General features: G+C 70.3%; 8 protein-coding genes. 5 read left to right on the plus strand and 3 right to left on the minus strand.

Annotated elements, in window-relative coordinates:
- From IPL40_10585 to IPL40_10605, 5 genes are all read left to right on the plus strand, one after another.
- Nucleotides 1-1,971 carry a hypothetical protein gene (locus tag IPL40_10585; GenBank protein MBK8481609.1) on the plus strand — a complete coding sequence of 657 codons (1,971 nt, stop codon included), beginning with the start codon at nt 1-3 and terminating at the stop codon, nt 1,969-1,971.
- A 3-nt stretch (nt 1,972-1,974) separates the two neighbouring features.
- Nucleotides 1,975-4,071: a hypothetical protein gene (locus IPL40_10590; protein MBK8481610.1), complete on the plus strand. Its 2,097-nt coding sequence runs from the start codon at nt 1,975-1,977 to the stop codon at nt 4,069-4,071.
- 147 nt (nt 4,072-4,218) lie between these two features.
- A complete protein-coding gene (gene acnA / locus IPL40_10595) occupies nt 4,219-6,954 on the plus strand; it encodes an aconitate hydratase AcnA (protein MBK8481611.1) in 2,736 nt (911 codons plus the stop codon).
- Nucleotides 6,955-7,041: 87 nt separating this feature from the next.
- Nucleotides 7,042-7,923, plus strand: a complete 882-nt coding sequence (gene metF / locus IPL40_10600) for a methylenetetrahydrofolate reductase (protein MBK8481612.1) — start codon at nt 7,042-7,044, stop codon at nt 7,921-7,923.
- A gap of 190 nt (nt 7,924-8,113) precedes the next feature.
- Nucleotides 8,114-8,404 carry a hypothetical protein gene (locus IPL40_10605; GenBank protein ID MBK8481613.1) on the plus strand — a complete coding sequence of 97 codons (291 nt, stop codon included), beginning with the start codon at nt 8,114-8,116 and terminating at the stop codon, nt 8,402-8,404.
- On the opposite strand, the gene IPL40_10610 is transcribed toward IPL40_10605, so the two are convergent.
- The 3 genes from IPL40_10610 to IPL40_10620 all read right to left on the minus strand — a co-directional run bounded on the left by IPL40_10610 (nt 8,385) and on the right by IPL40_10620 (nt 14,303).
- On the minus strand, nt 8,385-10,229 hold the full coding sequence (locus tag IPL40_10610) for a patatin-like phospholipase family protein (GenBank protein MBK8481614.1): 1,845 nt from the start codon (nt 10,227-10,229) through the stop codon (nt 8,385-8,387). The two genes, IPL40_10605 and IPL40_10610, sit on opposite strands and share 20 nt — an antisense overlap.
- A 110-nt stretch (nt 10,230-10,339) precedes the next feature.
- Nucleotides 10,340-11,539: a 2-oxoglutarate dehydrogenase complex dihydrolipoyllysine-residue succinyltransferase gene (odhB, locus tag IPL40_10615; protein MBK8481615.1), complete on the minus strand. Its 1,200-nt coding sequence runs from the start codon at nt 11,537-11,539 to the stop codon at nt 10,340-10,342.
- On the minus strand, nt 11,529-14,303 hold the full coding sequence (locus tag IPL40_10620; GenBank protein MBK8481616.1) for a 2-oxoglutarate dehydrogenase E1 component: 2,775 nt from the start codon (nt 14,301-14,303) through the stop codon (nt 11,529-11,531). Before IPL40_10620 ends, odhB begins: the two co-directional genes overlap by 11 nt.
- Nucleotides 14,304-14,611 lie beyond the last annotated feature (308 nt).

Here is a 14,611-nt window from a genome sequence, read left to right on the forward strand (position 1 = left end):
GTGTTCGCCCCCGGCGCCCTGCGACCCCGCGCCGCCCAGCCTCGCCTTGGCTGGCTGCTCGCCCTCGTGCTCGCCTGCTGCAACAGCCACCTGGCCGCCGCGGCGACCCGCGACATCGCCCGTAACCCCGCCGAGCGCGAGCTGCTCACGACGCTGGCGCAAGACAAGCTGATCCAGGCGCGGCAACAGGCCGAGCGCCTCCTGCACGACGACCCGCGATCGTTCGTCGGCTTCTATGCCCTGAGCCACGTCTTCCGCGAGGAAGAGGGCAACCTGCCACGCGCGCTCCACCACCTGCAGCGCGCCGCAGCGCTGCTGGCCGAGCGCCTCGCCAGCGCCGCCGGCGATCCCTTGCTGCGTCACTGGGATCGGCGTCTGCTGCTGGAGGAGGAGACGCTGCTCGGCGAAATGGACCGGCGCAGCGATCAGCTCGCGGTGCTCGAGCGCTATGCCCACCGCTACGGTCCCGCTGCCGACCAGAGGCGCGTCTGGCCGCTGATGAAGCTTCACCGCTATGCCGAGGCTACCCGCCTCGCCCGGCGCGCGGCCGAGGCCACTGACCTGGAGCGGCGGATCTCCGGTTACAACGGCCTGCTCTCGCTCGAGTTCGAGCGTGAGCGACCGCAGCAATGCTTCGGCGTCGCGCTCGAGGGCCTGCGCCGCACCGGCGATCAGTCGTGCATCTTGAACCTCAACGCCGCAGAGGCCGCCTTCGCCGTCTTCCGCTTCGACGAGGTCGAGCGGCTGGCGAACCGCTCCTTGCAGGCGCCGATTCACGATTGTCCGGCCTCGGCCCATACACACCTCGCCAACCTCTATCTGCTACAAGGCGACTTCCGACGCGCCATCGCCGCCGTGCAAGAGGCTCGCGCCCAGAGCGTACCGCGCCGCCTGCGGCAGCAGTTCGAGATGAACTTCACCGCCTGGCTGACACGCCTGCTCTTTGCGCTCGGCCGCTTCGATCGCGCCTTTGAGCTGGCGGAGCGCGTACTGGAGGCACCCGACCGTGTCGGTCTGCTCAGCTATTCGGCGGAGCTGATGGAGACGATCTATACGCTCGACGACTACGCCGCGCTGCAGGGACGCATCGAGCAGCTCCGCGAAGAGCGCAGCGCCCGTGGGGGCCTGCGCGATCGTCTGGGTCGCGGGCTGGAGCTGCTGCGGCTGCGCTTGCTGGCCTGGGCCCGGCGACGGCAGGCAGCGCGGCTGCTGGCGCAGCATGGCCTGCTCCGCGGGCTGCTGCGGCCCTACCTCAAGCCCTTGCCCTCCTGGAATCTTCCGCTGCTCGCAGAGGTCGCCGGCGACGCGGTCGTCGGCACCGTGATTCGCGAGCTCCGCCAGTCGATCGAGATGCGCGCCGCAACCGACCCGTACTACGCTGCGGTGGAGGGCGAGGGCGCGGCGCGGCGCGCAGATCACGCCGTGGCGTTGAAACGCGGGCGCCTCGCGCTTCAGCAGCTGCCGGACGAAGAGGTCCTGCTGCGGGCCCGCGTCGCCGCCTGGACGGGGGCCAGCGCCTACGCGCTCGGCGACCGCCTGCAGGCGCGCCAGGCCTTCGAGGAGGTGCTCGATCGTTGGCCGACCGCCCTGCGCGTGCTCGGCCTGCCGCTGCCCGTCCGCATTCGCGCTGACGCCACCCCCGCAGCGCAGCTCGTCGCGGCGCGGCTGGAGCACTCGCGGCGCCTGACCACCGATGCCCTGGGCCTCGGCTTCGTCGTCGCCGTCAATGCCCGCGGCAGGGCGCTGGAGCTCTGCCTCTTGGCGCCACGCGGGCGGCGCGTCGACTGCGTGCAGGGACCCGCGCCGGGCAGCGCTCAGGACGAAGCGGCGATCGTGGCGCTGATCGACGCCTTTCACCGGCAAGCGTTTGCGCCGAAGATCGACCTCACCCAGCAGGACATCAACGGCCTCGACGGAAGCGCCGTGGGCGGCAGGGCCGACGACGTGATCAAGAAGGCCTTGGGGGACTGAGCGATGGCAGGCGAAGAGTCGCGCTGGCCGCCGCGCCTGGTCGCGGTCGCGGTGCTGGTGATCGGCCTCGGCGTGCAGCTGGACCGTGCCGCTGGTGAGGCCAGCGCCACAGCGGAAGGCGCTGGCGTGGTCGCCGCAGCCCCGCCCTGCCGCAAGGCCGGTGGTCGCTGGACGACCCAGCGCGACGGTGAGGGCTGTTTGCTGCGCGGCCATCGCGAGGGCGTCTGGCGCTCGCGACCCGGTGCCGAGGAGACCTGGCTCCGTCACTACCAGCACGGCGTGCTCGAAGGGCCAGCATATTCCTACGGACCCGACTGCAGCCGGCTCCTCGAGGGCCGCTACGCGCGCGGCGAGCGCGAAGGCCGGTGGCACGAGTACCATCCCGGGGGCACGCTGGCGGCGACCGGTAGCTATCGCGCCGGGCGGCGCGTCGGCCTCTGGAGCTTCCACGACGCCACCGGCACGCGGATTCGGCAGGGACCCTTCGTCGACGGACGGGCAGAGGGGACCTTCGAGGAGTGGTTCGCCAACGGCCAGCCCTGGCATCAGGTCACCTTTCGCGCCGACGAGCGCCAGGGGCCAACCGAGGCGCGCTGCCGCGAGCGCGGCGGCAAGTGGCAGCAGGATTACGACGAGCGGGTGGAGGGCTGCCAGGTCGACGGACTGCGCGAGGGCGCCTGGGCCGGGTGGCATGCCGGCGGCCAGCTCGCCTGGCGCGGCACCTACCGGCGAGGCCTCCTGCACGGGACCTTCAGCGAGTTCCACCCCGACGGCCATCGGCTGCACCGCGGCGAGTACCGCGAGGACGTCCCGGTCGGCACGCACGTCTTTCGCCGCGCCGATGGCACGGTGCTCGGCAGCTCGACAATCGTCGCCGGCGAGGGCGACTGGCTGGCCTACTTCCCCAACGGGAAGCCGAGCGTCCGCGGCCGCTATCGCGCGGGGCGTTGGGACGGCGTCTGGGTGCACTACTACGAACGGGGCACGGCCAAGGAGCGCGTCACCTACAGCGCGGGCCGCGCCGATGGCCCCTACCAGCGCTTCTACGAGGACGGCGCGCTGATGGTGCAGGGCCGCTACGCCAAGGCGCAGCGGACGGGGTATTGGGAGGCCTTCTATCCCAACGGCGTCAGGGTCTGGGCCGGGCGCTTTGCAAACGACCTGCGCCAGGGTCCATGGCAGGAGTGGTACTACACGGGCGTCCTCAGGCAGAAGGGGCCCTTTGTCGCCGACCAGCGCGATGGCGTCTGGACCACCTTCGGCCCGGAGGGCAAGCGCACCAGCGCGGGGCCCTATCGCGCCGGCCAGCGCGACGGCGAGTTCACCCTCTGGTGGGAGTCGGGGCGTCCGTGGCGCAGGGTTTCCTTCCGCCTCGACACACCGCTCGACCGCGAAGAGGCCCTTTGTCTCAGCCGCGGCGGACAGCCACTGGTCGACACCACCGAGCGCGTCACGGGCTGTCAGCGCTGCTACCCGCTGCCCGATGGCAAGACGCAGCAGCAACGCGTCGGCTGGTGGAGCTGGTGGCACGCCAACGGCAAGGTGCAACGCGCCGGCGAGTACGTCGACGGCCACCGCGAGGGCCCCTGGACCTTCTACTTCGATAACGGTCAGCGCATGCTCGCGGGCAACTTCGAGGTGGACCACGAGACTACCCTTTGGCGCGGCTGGTTTCGCGACGGCACGCTACGCGTCGAGGGCTCCTACGCCGACGGCCTGCCGATCGGTCGCTGGACCATGTTCCACCCCAACGGCCGCCGCGCGGCCTCGGGCGACTACCGCGCCGGCAAGCGTGAAGGACCCTGGCTGGAATGGCACCCCACCGGGCGCATCGCCGAGCAGGGCAGCTACGTCGGCGGCCAGGCCGTCGGCCCCTGGTCGAGGACCTGGCCGAACGGTGCACGCAGCAGCAGGGGCCAGTACCGCGACGGCCAACGCACCGACACCTGGACCTGGTGGCGCCCCGATGGCCGACTCTGGCTCAAGCGCAACTATCAGGCGGGTCGCGAGGTAGCGAGCGGCACCCCGCTCCAGCCTCAGCGCGAGCCTGCAGCCGCGCGACCCGAGCAGAGGCCCCAGCAGCTCGCGCCGCTCCCCTAGCAGACGACGCCCCTTACCCTTGCTCGGTCGGCCGCCTCGTCGTCGCCGCGGCCGACAGCCGGCGTTGACACGACAGCCGGCGCGCCTTGACCCTTCGCGCGTCGGGGTCATAGGCTGCTGTGTTGGCAGCTCTCAGGCGGAGATCCCATGGCGCTCAAATCCGGCCCCCGTAACAGCTTCGGCACCAGACGCAGCTTGCAGACGGCCTCGGGCCCCGTCGCGTATTACAGCCTCAACGCCCTGGCCGAGAGCGGCGTCGCGGACGTCACGCGACTGCCCTACTCGATCAAGGTGCTGCTGGAGGCCTTGCTGCGCGGCGAGGACGGCCACGCCGTGCGGCGCGATGACGTGGCCAAGCTCTGTGGCTACGATCCGCAGCGCCCAGGCGAGCTCGAAATCCCCTTCAAGCCAGCGCGCGTGATTCTGCAGGACTTCACCGGCGTGCCGGCCGTCGTCGACCTCGCCGCGATGCGCAGCGCCCTGGCGACGCTCGGCGGCGACCCGACCCAGATCAATCCCCAATGCCCCGTCGACCTGGTGATCGACCACAGCGTGCAGGTCGACGCCTACGGCTCAGCGAGCGCGCTGGCCCGCAACGCCGAGCTGGAGTTCGAGCGCAACCACGAGCGCTACGCCTTCCTCCGCTGGGGGCAGCAGGCCTTCAGCAACTTCCGCGTCGTGCCGCCGGCGAGCGGCATCGTCCACCAGGTCAACCTGGAATACCTCGCCACCTGCGTGCAGCAAGGGACCGAGAGCCCTTCCGGCGAGGCAGGGCCCGTGCTCTATCCCGACACGGTCGTCGGCACGGACTCGCATACGACGATGATCAACGGCCTCGGGGTGCTGGGCTGGGGCGTCGGCGGCATCGAGGCCGAGGCCGTCATGCTCGGCCAGCCGATCTACCTGCTCGCGCCCGAGGTCGTCGGTATGCGCCTGATCGGCGAACTGCCCGAGGGCGTCACGGCCACCGACCTGACGCTGGGGGTGACGCAGCTCCTGCGTGAACACGGGGTGGTCAACAAGTTCGTCGAGTTCTGCGGGTCCGGCCTGGCGGCGCTCTCGCTCGCCGACCGCGCCACGGTGGCCAATATGGCGCCCGAGTACGGCGCGACGATGGGCTTCTTCCCGGTCGACGACGAGACCCTGCGCTACCTGCGGCGCACGGGGCGCTCAGCCGCGCGACTCGATCAGGTCGAGCGCTACTGCAAGGAGCAGGGGCTCTTCCGCGGCGCCCAGGCCGCAGAGCCGCACTTCGCCGCCGTGCTCGAGCTGGACCTGAAGACGATCGAGCCCTGCGTCGCCGGTCCCAAGCGGCCCCAGGATCGCGTCGCCGTGTCGCGGCTGCGCGAGTCGTGGCAGCAGTCCCTGCGCGCTTCGACCGAGCAGCGCGGCTTCGCGCTGTCGGAGGCGCAGACGAGCGAGCGCGCGACCGTCAGCTACCCCGACGGCCGCACCGCTGCCCTAACCCACGGTAGCGTCGTAATCGCCGCGATCACGAGCTGCACCAACACCAGCAACCCCTCGGTGCTGCTCGCCGCCGGCCTGCTCGCCAAGAAGGCCGTCGAGGCCGGCTTGAGCGTCGGGCCGACGGTCAAGACCAGCTTGGCCCCCGGCTCGCGCGTGGTCACTGAGTACCTCGACCGAGCAGGACTCAGCTCGCACCTCGACGCGCTCGGCTTCCAGACGGTGGGCTACGGCTGCACGACCTGCATCGGCAACAGCGGCCCGCTGCCGGCACCCGTGATGGCTGCCATCGAAGAGGGCAAGCTGGTCGTCGCCAGCGTGCTCTCGGGCAATCGCAACTTCGAGGGCCGCATCAATCCGCACACGCGCGCCAACTACCTGGCCTCACCGCCGCTGGTGGTGGCCTACGCGCTGGCGGGAACCGTCGACATCGACCTCGATCAGGAGCCGCTCGGTTATGGCCGCGAGGGGCAGCGCGTCTACCTCCGTGACCTCTGGCCGACCCAGGCCGAGATCGCCGCCCACCTCGATGCCGCCCAGGATCCCGAGGTCTTTCGCCGCTGCTACGCAGGCATCGAGCAGGGCAACGCGCAGTGGAACACGATTCCAATCAGCGGCGGCACGCTCTACGAATGGAACGCGCAAAGCACCTACATCCAGCAGCCGCCCTTCTTCGTCGACATGGCGCCCGCGCCGCAGCCGATCGCGCCGATCGCCGACGCCCGACTGCTCGCGCTGCTCGGCGACAGCGTCACCACCGACCACATCAGCCCCGCGGGATCGATCGCCAAGAGCAGCCCGGCCGGCGCCTACCTGCTGCAGCACGGCGTCGCCCACCAGGACTTCAACTCCTATGGTGCGCGCCGCGGCAACGACCGCGTGATGACGCGCGGCACGTTCGCCAATATCCGCCTGCGCAATCGGCTCACGCCCGGCAAGGAAGGCGGCTTCACCACGCACTTCCCGAGCCTTGAGGTGCTGACGATCTTCGAGGCCGCGCAGCGCTACCGCTACGCCGGGGTGCCGACGATCGTGCTGGCGGGCCACGACTACGGCATGGGCAGCAGCCGTGACTGGGCCGCCAAGGGCACCTACCTGCTGGGTGTGCGCGCGGTCATCGCGCGCTCGTTCGAGCGCATTCATCGCAGCAACCTCGTGGGGATGGGCGTGCTCCCGCTCGAGCTCGTCGAGGACGCCGCGCCGACTGCCTTGGCGCTGAGCGGACGCGAGCTGCTCTCGATCGCCATCGACGACAAGCTGCGGCCGCGGCAGCGTGTTCGCGTCGAGGCGCGCGGCGAGGACGGCAGCGTGCGCAGCTTCGAGACGATCTGCCGCATCGATACGCCGGTCGAGGTCGAGTACTACCGCAACGGCGGCATCCTGCACACGGTGCTGCGTCAGCTGCTGCGCAACCGCTGAGCGCGCGACAGGAACCGGCAAGCGGTGACGCACCACCATCCAAGCTCCGTCGGCGCCGCGGGCGCGCCCACGGCCAGCGCTCTGCTGATGCCGGTGGCTTCACCGCTGCCGCAGGACGTCGCGGTCTCCTTCGAGTTCTTCCCGCCCAAGGACGATAAGGCCGAAGCGCGCCTCTGGGCGGCCATCGACCGACTGGCCGTTTTGCGCCCGGCCTACGTCTCGGTGACCTATGGCGCCGGTGGCTCGACGCGCGAGCGCACCCACGCGACCGTCGCGCGGCTGCGCCGCGAGACGGCGCTGGAGCCAGCAGCGCACCTGACCTGCGTCGGCGCGAGTCGCGCCGAGATCGACGCGATCGCCAGGCACTACTGGGAGGTGGGAGTGCGTCACATCGTCGCCCTACGCGGCGATCCCCCGGCGGGGAGCACGCGCTACGAGCCGCATCCGGAAGGCTACGCCTACGCGGCCGACCTCGTCGCGGGCCTGCGCCGCGTCGCGGACTTCGAGATCAGCGTCGCCGCCTATCCCGAGCTGCACCCCGAGGCGAGCAGCGCCCAGGCGGATCTCGACGCCCTCAAGCGCAAGCTCGACGCCGGCGCCACCGAGGCGATCACGCAGTTCTTCTTCGACGTCGAGGTGTACTTCCGCTTTCTCGATCGCGCCCTCGCAGCGGGCATCACCGCGCCGCTGATTCCGGGCATCCTCCCCGTCACCCACTTCGCCCAGATGGCGCGCTTCGCCGCCAGCGCCGGTGCCAGCGTGCCGCGCTGGGTCGCCGAGCTCTTCGCCGGACTCGACGACGACGCGGAGACGCGACGGCTCGTGGCGGCCTGCGTGGCCGCCGAGCAATGCCGCGCACTGCACGCGGGCGGCGTCAAGCAGTTCCACTTCTACACGCTCAATCGCGCTGACCTGACCTTCGCCATCTGCCACATCCTCGGCGTCCGCCCGCGACCCACGGCGGGCTGAAGCGCCAGCGGCTGCCCGGGGGCAAGGTCCGCCCGCTGCAGGCGTCGACCGCGCGCGAATCGCTCTGGCCGGCGCGAATGACCACTCGATCGACGAGGATCCGGGTCGCACGCAGGGCCAACTCGGCGTCGTCGACCTGGCCTACGTCAGCGAACATGTCTTCGGCACCACCAACGTGGCGGCGCACGACGTGGCGCATCAATTCGACGCCGCCGCCCCGCGGACCCTCCAGGACTGCATCACGACGCTCTACCAGCGTGCGCGCACTGCCGGCGTGTTCGCCGACGCCTACGCCGCGACGAACAGGGCGGAGTACTTCGCCCAGGGCGTGACCCACTACAGCGTCGAACCAGCTGCCAGCGCCACCTTCGGCCTCACCCGCCAATGGCTAGCCGACCACGACCCCGATCTCTACGACCTGCTGCGCACCATCGGCGCAGCCACCACACCGCTCGCATCGATTACCTGCCCGCAGCAGTAGCTGAGCGGTTCAGCTCTCCCGGGTTTGGGTCGCCGGGGTCGCCGGGCTCTGCGCGCGCGCGGTCCAAGCAGAGCGGCGGGCGCCTGATCTCGACTCGGCCGTTGGGATAGAAGTCCGCGAACTCGAGCTGCCGCGCCGTCTCCAGGCGGTCGGCCACGGCCTCGGCGCGTTCGAGCCCGAGCCGCATTCTGAAGGCCCCCAGCTCGCCGCGCATCCGGTGCTGGAGGCGCTGAATGCGCTGCAGCGTCGAGAGGTACGCACCGCGCCAGATCTCGAGATAGGGCCGATGGTCGAAGGGACTGACCGACATCAGCTGCCGCAGGCGATTCGCGGGCAAAAAGGTATAGGAGCGCACATCTGGGAAGCGGCGCAGCACCCAGCCGCGCGTGTTCTCAAAGCGCGTATACGAGACGGTGCGGATGTTCTGATCGAAATTGAAGAGCATGCCTCGCGCACTGGCGAAGCCCGGCGCGCGAGAGACGAAGGGCACAAAGGGATCGAGCACGAAGATCAGCCCCGCCCCGCGCTTGATCGCCTCGACGAAGTTCGAGGTGCGCGTCACGCCGCCATCCTCGTAGAAGCGGCCACCGATCCGCGTCGCGCCAAACGCTGGGTTGAGGCTGAGCGAGGCGCGAATCGCCACACTGATCGGGACGTCGTCGTGCCCGGTCGAGCCGAAGATCACGTGCTCGCGCTCGTCCTGGTCGGTGACCCCGATGAAGAGCGGGCGCGGCAGCAGACGGAAGTCGTTGGTCGCGCCCGGCGCCAGCAGCGCCTGGCGAATGGTCCGCTCGAAGCCGTCGGCGCGAAAGAGCGGCACCATCAGCTCGGCCGAGTCGAAGAAGAGCGACTCGAACGAGGGCCCACCACCGAAGGGAATCAGCCGGCGTAGGGCCGCCGCTCCCAGCTGCGCGCCGCGCCAGATCCGCCTTCCCAGCGCCGGATAGTCGACGTGCGAGAGCCGAAAGAGCCGCATGTCGATGCGCCCGAGCCGGCCGCCCTCGACGCCCGCGACCGAGGCCATGAACTCATCGATCGAGTAGCCCGCGGCGATCAGTCCGGTAACCACGGCGCCCGCGCTGATACCGAAGTAGAGGTCGAAGTCGTTGATGCCATGCCCGCCCAGACAGTCATCGAGGCACTTCAGCGCGCCCATCTCGAAGTAGATGCCGGTGATGCCGCCGCCCGCCGCGCAGAGGGCGCGCTTCTCGCGGCGCGGCGCGGTCAGCAGCCGGTGGGTCTCGGCGAGCAGCAACTGGGCGAGCTCGACCTGGCCGGCGCTCGGCTCGCCGGCGCCCGCCTCGGAGAGCGGCTGAGTGCTCGCCTGGCGTTGCCGCAAGACGGCGCCGATGCCGCGCCGTCCCAGCGCCAGAATCAACCGATCGACCGCCGTCGTGTCTGCAGCCGGCAGCAGCGCGACGATGCGATGGAAGCCGAAGCGCGTCTCGATATCCGAAAGCTCGTCGAGGCGGTCGATCAGGCCGACCATTTCATCGGCCCGCACGTCAATGCAGGTATCGTCGACCAGGCAGCGCAGGTCGACCACGAGCAGGTTGACATAGGTCGTCTGCAGCGCCTCGAGCAAGCGCTCATGGTCGAGCTGCAGCTCCCAGAGCGTCTGCAGCCCAAGGCAGTCGAGCTGCATCCGCGAGCTCTCGGGGTCGGGGCAGCTGCAGCCGCTCACGCGTCCGAGCGCCCGCTTCAGCGCCGTGAACGCAGCCTCCGAGGGTCCGAAATAGACGACGCGCTGGGGCGGCAACTCGATCGGCGGAGACGCCTGCTCGTCACCGCCATCGACCGTCAGGGAAAGCGGGGCTCGCGTCATGCTCAGCTCGCGCGATAGGTGTCGACCGACCCCTTCACTCTAGCACGGCCGCCGGCGCTCCAGCGGCAGCACGCCCTCGAGGCCGATCGACTGCACCGAGGCGGCGGGGCTCAGAGCTCGAGCAGCAGCCGCTCGGGCGCCGCGACCGCGTCGACGACATGCCGCAAGAAGCTGACGGCCTCGCGGCCATCGACGATGCGGTGGTCGTAGGAAAGCGCCAGATACATCATCGGCCGCGCCTCGATGCGATCGTGCTGGTCGACCACCACGGGGCGCCGCTTGATCGTGTGCATGCCGAGAATGCCGCACTGCGGCGGGTTGAGGATCGGCGTCGACAACAAAGAGCCGTAGACACCGCCGTTGGAGAGGGTAAAACAGCCGCCCTGCAGCTCGGAGAGCTCGAGCCGTCCCGTGGCGGCGCGCTCGGCGAGCGCGGCGATACCACCTTCGATCGCCGCCAAGCCGAGCCGATCGACGTCGCGGAGCACGGGGACGACCAGCCCGCGCTCGCTGCCCACCGCCACACCGAGGTCGTAGTAGTGCTGCTCGACGAGCTCGTCCCCATCGAGCCGCGCGTTGAAGGCCGGCACGCGCCTCAGCGCCTCGACCACAGCTTTGACGAAGAAGGACATCAACCCGAGCTTGATGCCGTGGCGCCGCACGAAGTCCTCCTGATGGCGCGCGCGCAGCGCCAGCACGGCGCTCATGTCGACCTCGTTGAAGGTCGTCAGAATCGCCGCCTGCTGCTGCGCCTGTACGAGGCGCTCGGCCACGCGCCGACGCAGGCTGCTCAGGGTGCGGCGCGTCTCGCGCGCCGCTGGAGGCGCGCAGGCCGGCTGCGACCCGACCGTGGCCTCAGTAATCAGCCGCGACGCCTCAGCCCGCGCGTCCCTCCCCTCAGCGGCCACCTGCCCCAGACGGGCGCGGTCGAGGCCGTGAGCCCGGGCCAGCCGGCGCAGTGAGGGCGGGAGGACGGTCGCCGCGGGAGACGGCAGCGGCGCAGGAGCCTCCGCCGGCGCACTTTCCACGGGAGATGCGTCGGGCTGGGTGGCAGGGCTTGGGGCCGCCGCCTGCTGCGCCTCGTCGATCACGCCGACGACCTCGCCCACGCGCACCTGGGCCCCGGCCGCCGTGCGAATGCCCAGGCACCCGGCCGCCGGCGAGTCGATCTGCATCGTGATCTTATCGGTCTCGAGCTCGAAGAGCGGCTGGTCGCGCGCGACCAGCTCACCCTCCGCGGCCTTCCAAGCGACGAGCACGCCCTCGCGAATCGACTCGCCGACCGCCGGCACGACGACGTCAACGGTCATCGGCCACCTCCACCGCCCTTACGCCCGCCTCGCGGCCGTAGAGCGCCTCCTTGATCACCCATTCCTGCTCCTCCCGATGCCGGCGCAACGAGCCCGTGGCCGGACTCGCGCTGGCCTCGCGACCGACGTAGCCCAGCGGTCGATCGGGAAAGAGCGCGCGCAGTCGCGGCTCGAGAAAGCTCCAGGCGCCGCGATTCTGCGGCTCCTCCTGCGCCCACACCAGCTCCGTCGCCTCAGCATGATCGGCGACGCTGCGCCGCAGTAGGGCCTCATTCAGCGGGTAGAGCTGCTCGAGGCGCAAGAGCGCGACATCGGTCACACCATCGGTCTCGCGTCGGGCGAAGAGCTCCCAGAACAGCTTGCCACAGCAAAGCACCAGCCTGCGCGTGCGGGCCGGCGGTTGAGGATCCGGCAGCAGCTCGGCGAAGCCGCCCTCGCAGAGCGCGCGGGCCGGCGAGACGACCCGCGGGTGGCGTAACAAGCTCTTCGGCGTCATCACGATGAGCGGCAGACGCATCGCGCGCCTGACCTGGCGGCGCAGCAGGTGGAAGTACTGCGCGGGCGTCGAGGGGACACAAACCTGGACGTTCTGCCGCGCGCAACCCTGGAGGAAGCGCTCGAGATAGGCGTTGGAATGCTCCGGCCCCTGACCCTCGTAGCCGTGCGGCAACAGCAGCACGAGGCCACAGCCACGCTGCCACTTCGACTCGGCCCCGAGAATGAACTGATCGACGATCACCTGCGCGCCGTTGACGAAGTCGCCGAACTGCGCCTCCCAGAGGATCAGCATACCCGGCTCGCTCAACGCGTAGCCATACTCGAAGCCCAGCACCGCCGCCTCCGACAGCGTGCTGTTGTAAACGCAGAAATGCGCCTGCTGCGGGTGGAGCTCGTTGAGCGGCACGTAGTGCTGCGGGCTGTCCATGTGCTGCCAGACCGCGTGCCGTTGCGAGAAGGTGCCACGCGCGCTGTCCTGACCGCTCAAACGGACGGGCGTGCCCTCGCGCAGCAGGGTGCCAAAGGCCAAGAGCTCGGCAAAGCTCCAGTCGATCGCGCCGTCGCCGGCGCTGGCCTGGAGGCGCGCGGGCAGCTGGCGCGCCACCTTCGGATTGAGGCGAAACCCAGCAGGCACGCGACAGAGGACCTCGGCGACCTCCTGCAGGAGCGGCGCGGTGACCCCGGTCGCGACAGGATCGAAGCTGAAGGGCGCATCGAACCCCTCCCAGGCGCCCCCGAAGGCCTGGACCTGCACGGTCACGCTGCGCCGCCGCGCGGATTCATGCGCCTGCTCGAGCTGCTGGCGGAACTGACTCGCATGCGCCTGCGCGTCGTCGTCGGTCAGCACCCCCTCGGCGACCAGGCGGCGCAGATAGAGCTCACGCACCGACGGGCGCTCGCGCAGCTTGGCGTAGAGCATCGGCTGGGTCAGCGCCGGGTCATCGCCCTCGTTATGCCCATGACGCCGATAGCAGAGCATGTCGATCACCACGTCGGCATGGAACTGCTGGCGGAAGCGCAGCGCCAACTCGATCGCCCCGACCATCGCCTCTGGGTCGTCGCCGTTGACGTGGAGCGTGGGCGCCTCGACGATCTTCGCCACGTCGGTGGCCTGGCGGGTCGAGCGCCCCTCCTCGGGCGTCGTCGTGAAGCCGATCTGGTTATTGATCACGACGTGGAGCGTGCCGCCCGTGCGATAGCCCGGCAGCCGCGATAGGTTGAGCGTCTCGGCGACCACACCCTGCCCTGCGAACGCCGCATCGCCATGCAAGAGCAGCGGCAACACGCTGGTGCGCAGCTCCGTGTCGCCCCGCCTGCGCTGCTTGGCGCGCACCCGCCCTTGGACCACCGGGCTGACGGCCTCGAGATGGCTCGGATTGGCGGTCAGGCTGAGATGCAGCCGCTCGCCCGTCCGCGTGACCCAATCAGCGCTATAGCCCTTATGGTATTTGACGTCGCCATCGCCCTGAAAGGACTCCGGGAGGAAGTTGCCCTCGAACTCGGAGAAGATCGTCTCGTAGGACATGCCGATGACGTTGGCCAACACGTTGAGTCGCCCGCGATGGGCCATCCCGAGCACGACCTCGCGCACGCCGAGCGTCGGCCCGAGCTCGACCACGGCATGGAGCGCGGGAATCAGCGTCTCGCCGCCCTCCAGCGAGAAGCGCTTCTGCCCGGGATATCGACTATGGGTGAACTTCTCGAAGAGCTCGGCATCAGTCAGCGATTGCAGGATCGCGCGCCGTCGCTCGGGTGAAAGACCGCTGCGCTCCTGCGCCGACTCGATCTCCGCGGCGACCCACTCGCGTGGCTCACGCTCCTCGATGTGCATGTACTCGACGCCGACCGCCCCGCAGTAGCGTTGGCGCAGGCCCGCGACGATCTCGCGCAGAGGCAGCCGCTGCGCGGGCTGCCGCGCCCAGGCGACGTCGAAGCCACGCTCGAGATCGCTCTCGCCGAGGCCCCAATGCTCGAGCGTCAGGGTGGCCGGCTGCACCGCGGGCTCCCCGCCACCCAGGGGATCGGTGTTGGCGACGCGGTAGCCCCTGCGCCGATAGGCCGTGATCAGGTTGTCCACCGCCGCCTGCGCGCGATGCGGCTGTGCGCGATGCGCCTGTGCGCGATGCGCCTGTGCGCGATGCGCCTGTGCCGCGGCTCCGCCGCCCGGCGCCGCACGAGCCATCCCCCCGGCGAAGGCGACGCCCTCGAAGAAAGCCTGCCACGACGCCGGGACGCTCGTCGGATCGCCCTCCCAACGCGCCAGCATCGCCTCGAGGAAGTTTGCGTCGACAGCGGCCAACCCGAGCGCGGCCGCCCTCCCGGCTGGCCCCGCTGGCCCGATCGGACCCGCCGCCACGCTAGACCCTGAGCTGTCGGCCACCCAACTTCCTCCCGCGACGCTGCGCCGCTTTCGCCGCTGCCCTATCCCACCAGAGCGCCCAACGTACCGCACGCCGCGGTCGCTCACCAGGAGACCACGAGCCAGGGCCGATGTTTTGTTGGCCGGGCTTGCACAAGGGCAGGGAGAGCGCTACGAACCCACCTGCGCAGCTTTCCCTGCGGGCCAGCGGCTTC

The sequence above is a fragment of the Pseudomonadota bacterium genome, from assembly GCA_016711215.1.
Taxonomy (GTDB): Bacteria; Myxococcota_A; Polyangia.

Bases quoted from the DNA above. Each gene is read 5' to 3' on its own strand.
- IPL40_10590 (MBK8481610.1), top strand. From the start codon at position 1,975: ATGGCAGGCGAAGAGTCGCGCTGGCCGCCGCGCCTGGTCGCGGTCGCG.
- acnA (MBK8481611.1), top strand. From the start codon at position 4,219: ATGGCGCTCAAATCCGGCCCCCGTAACAGCTTCGGCACCAGACGCAGC.
- metF (MBK8481612.1), top strand. From the start codon at position 7,042: ATGCCGGTGGCTTCACCGCTGCCGCAGGACGTCGCGGTCTCCTTCGAG.
- IPL40_10610 (MBK8481614.1), bottom strand. From the start codon at position 10,229: ATGACGCGAGCCCCGCTTTCCCTGACGGTCGATGGCGGTGACGAGCAG.
- odhB (MBK8481615.1), bottom strand. From the start codon at position 11,539: ATGACCGTTGACGTCGTCGTGCCGGCGGTCGGCGAGTCGATTCGCGAG.
- IPL40_10620 (MBK8481616.1), bottom strand. From the start codon at position 14,303: ATGCTGGCGCGTTGGGAGGGCGATCCGACGAGCGTCCCGGCGTCGTGG.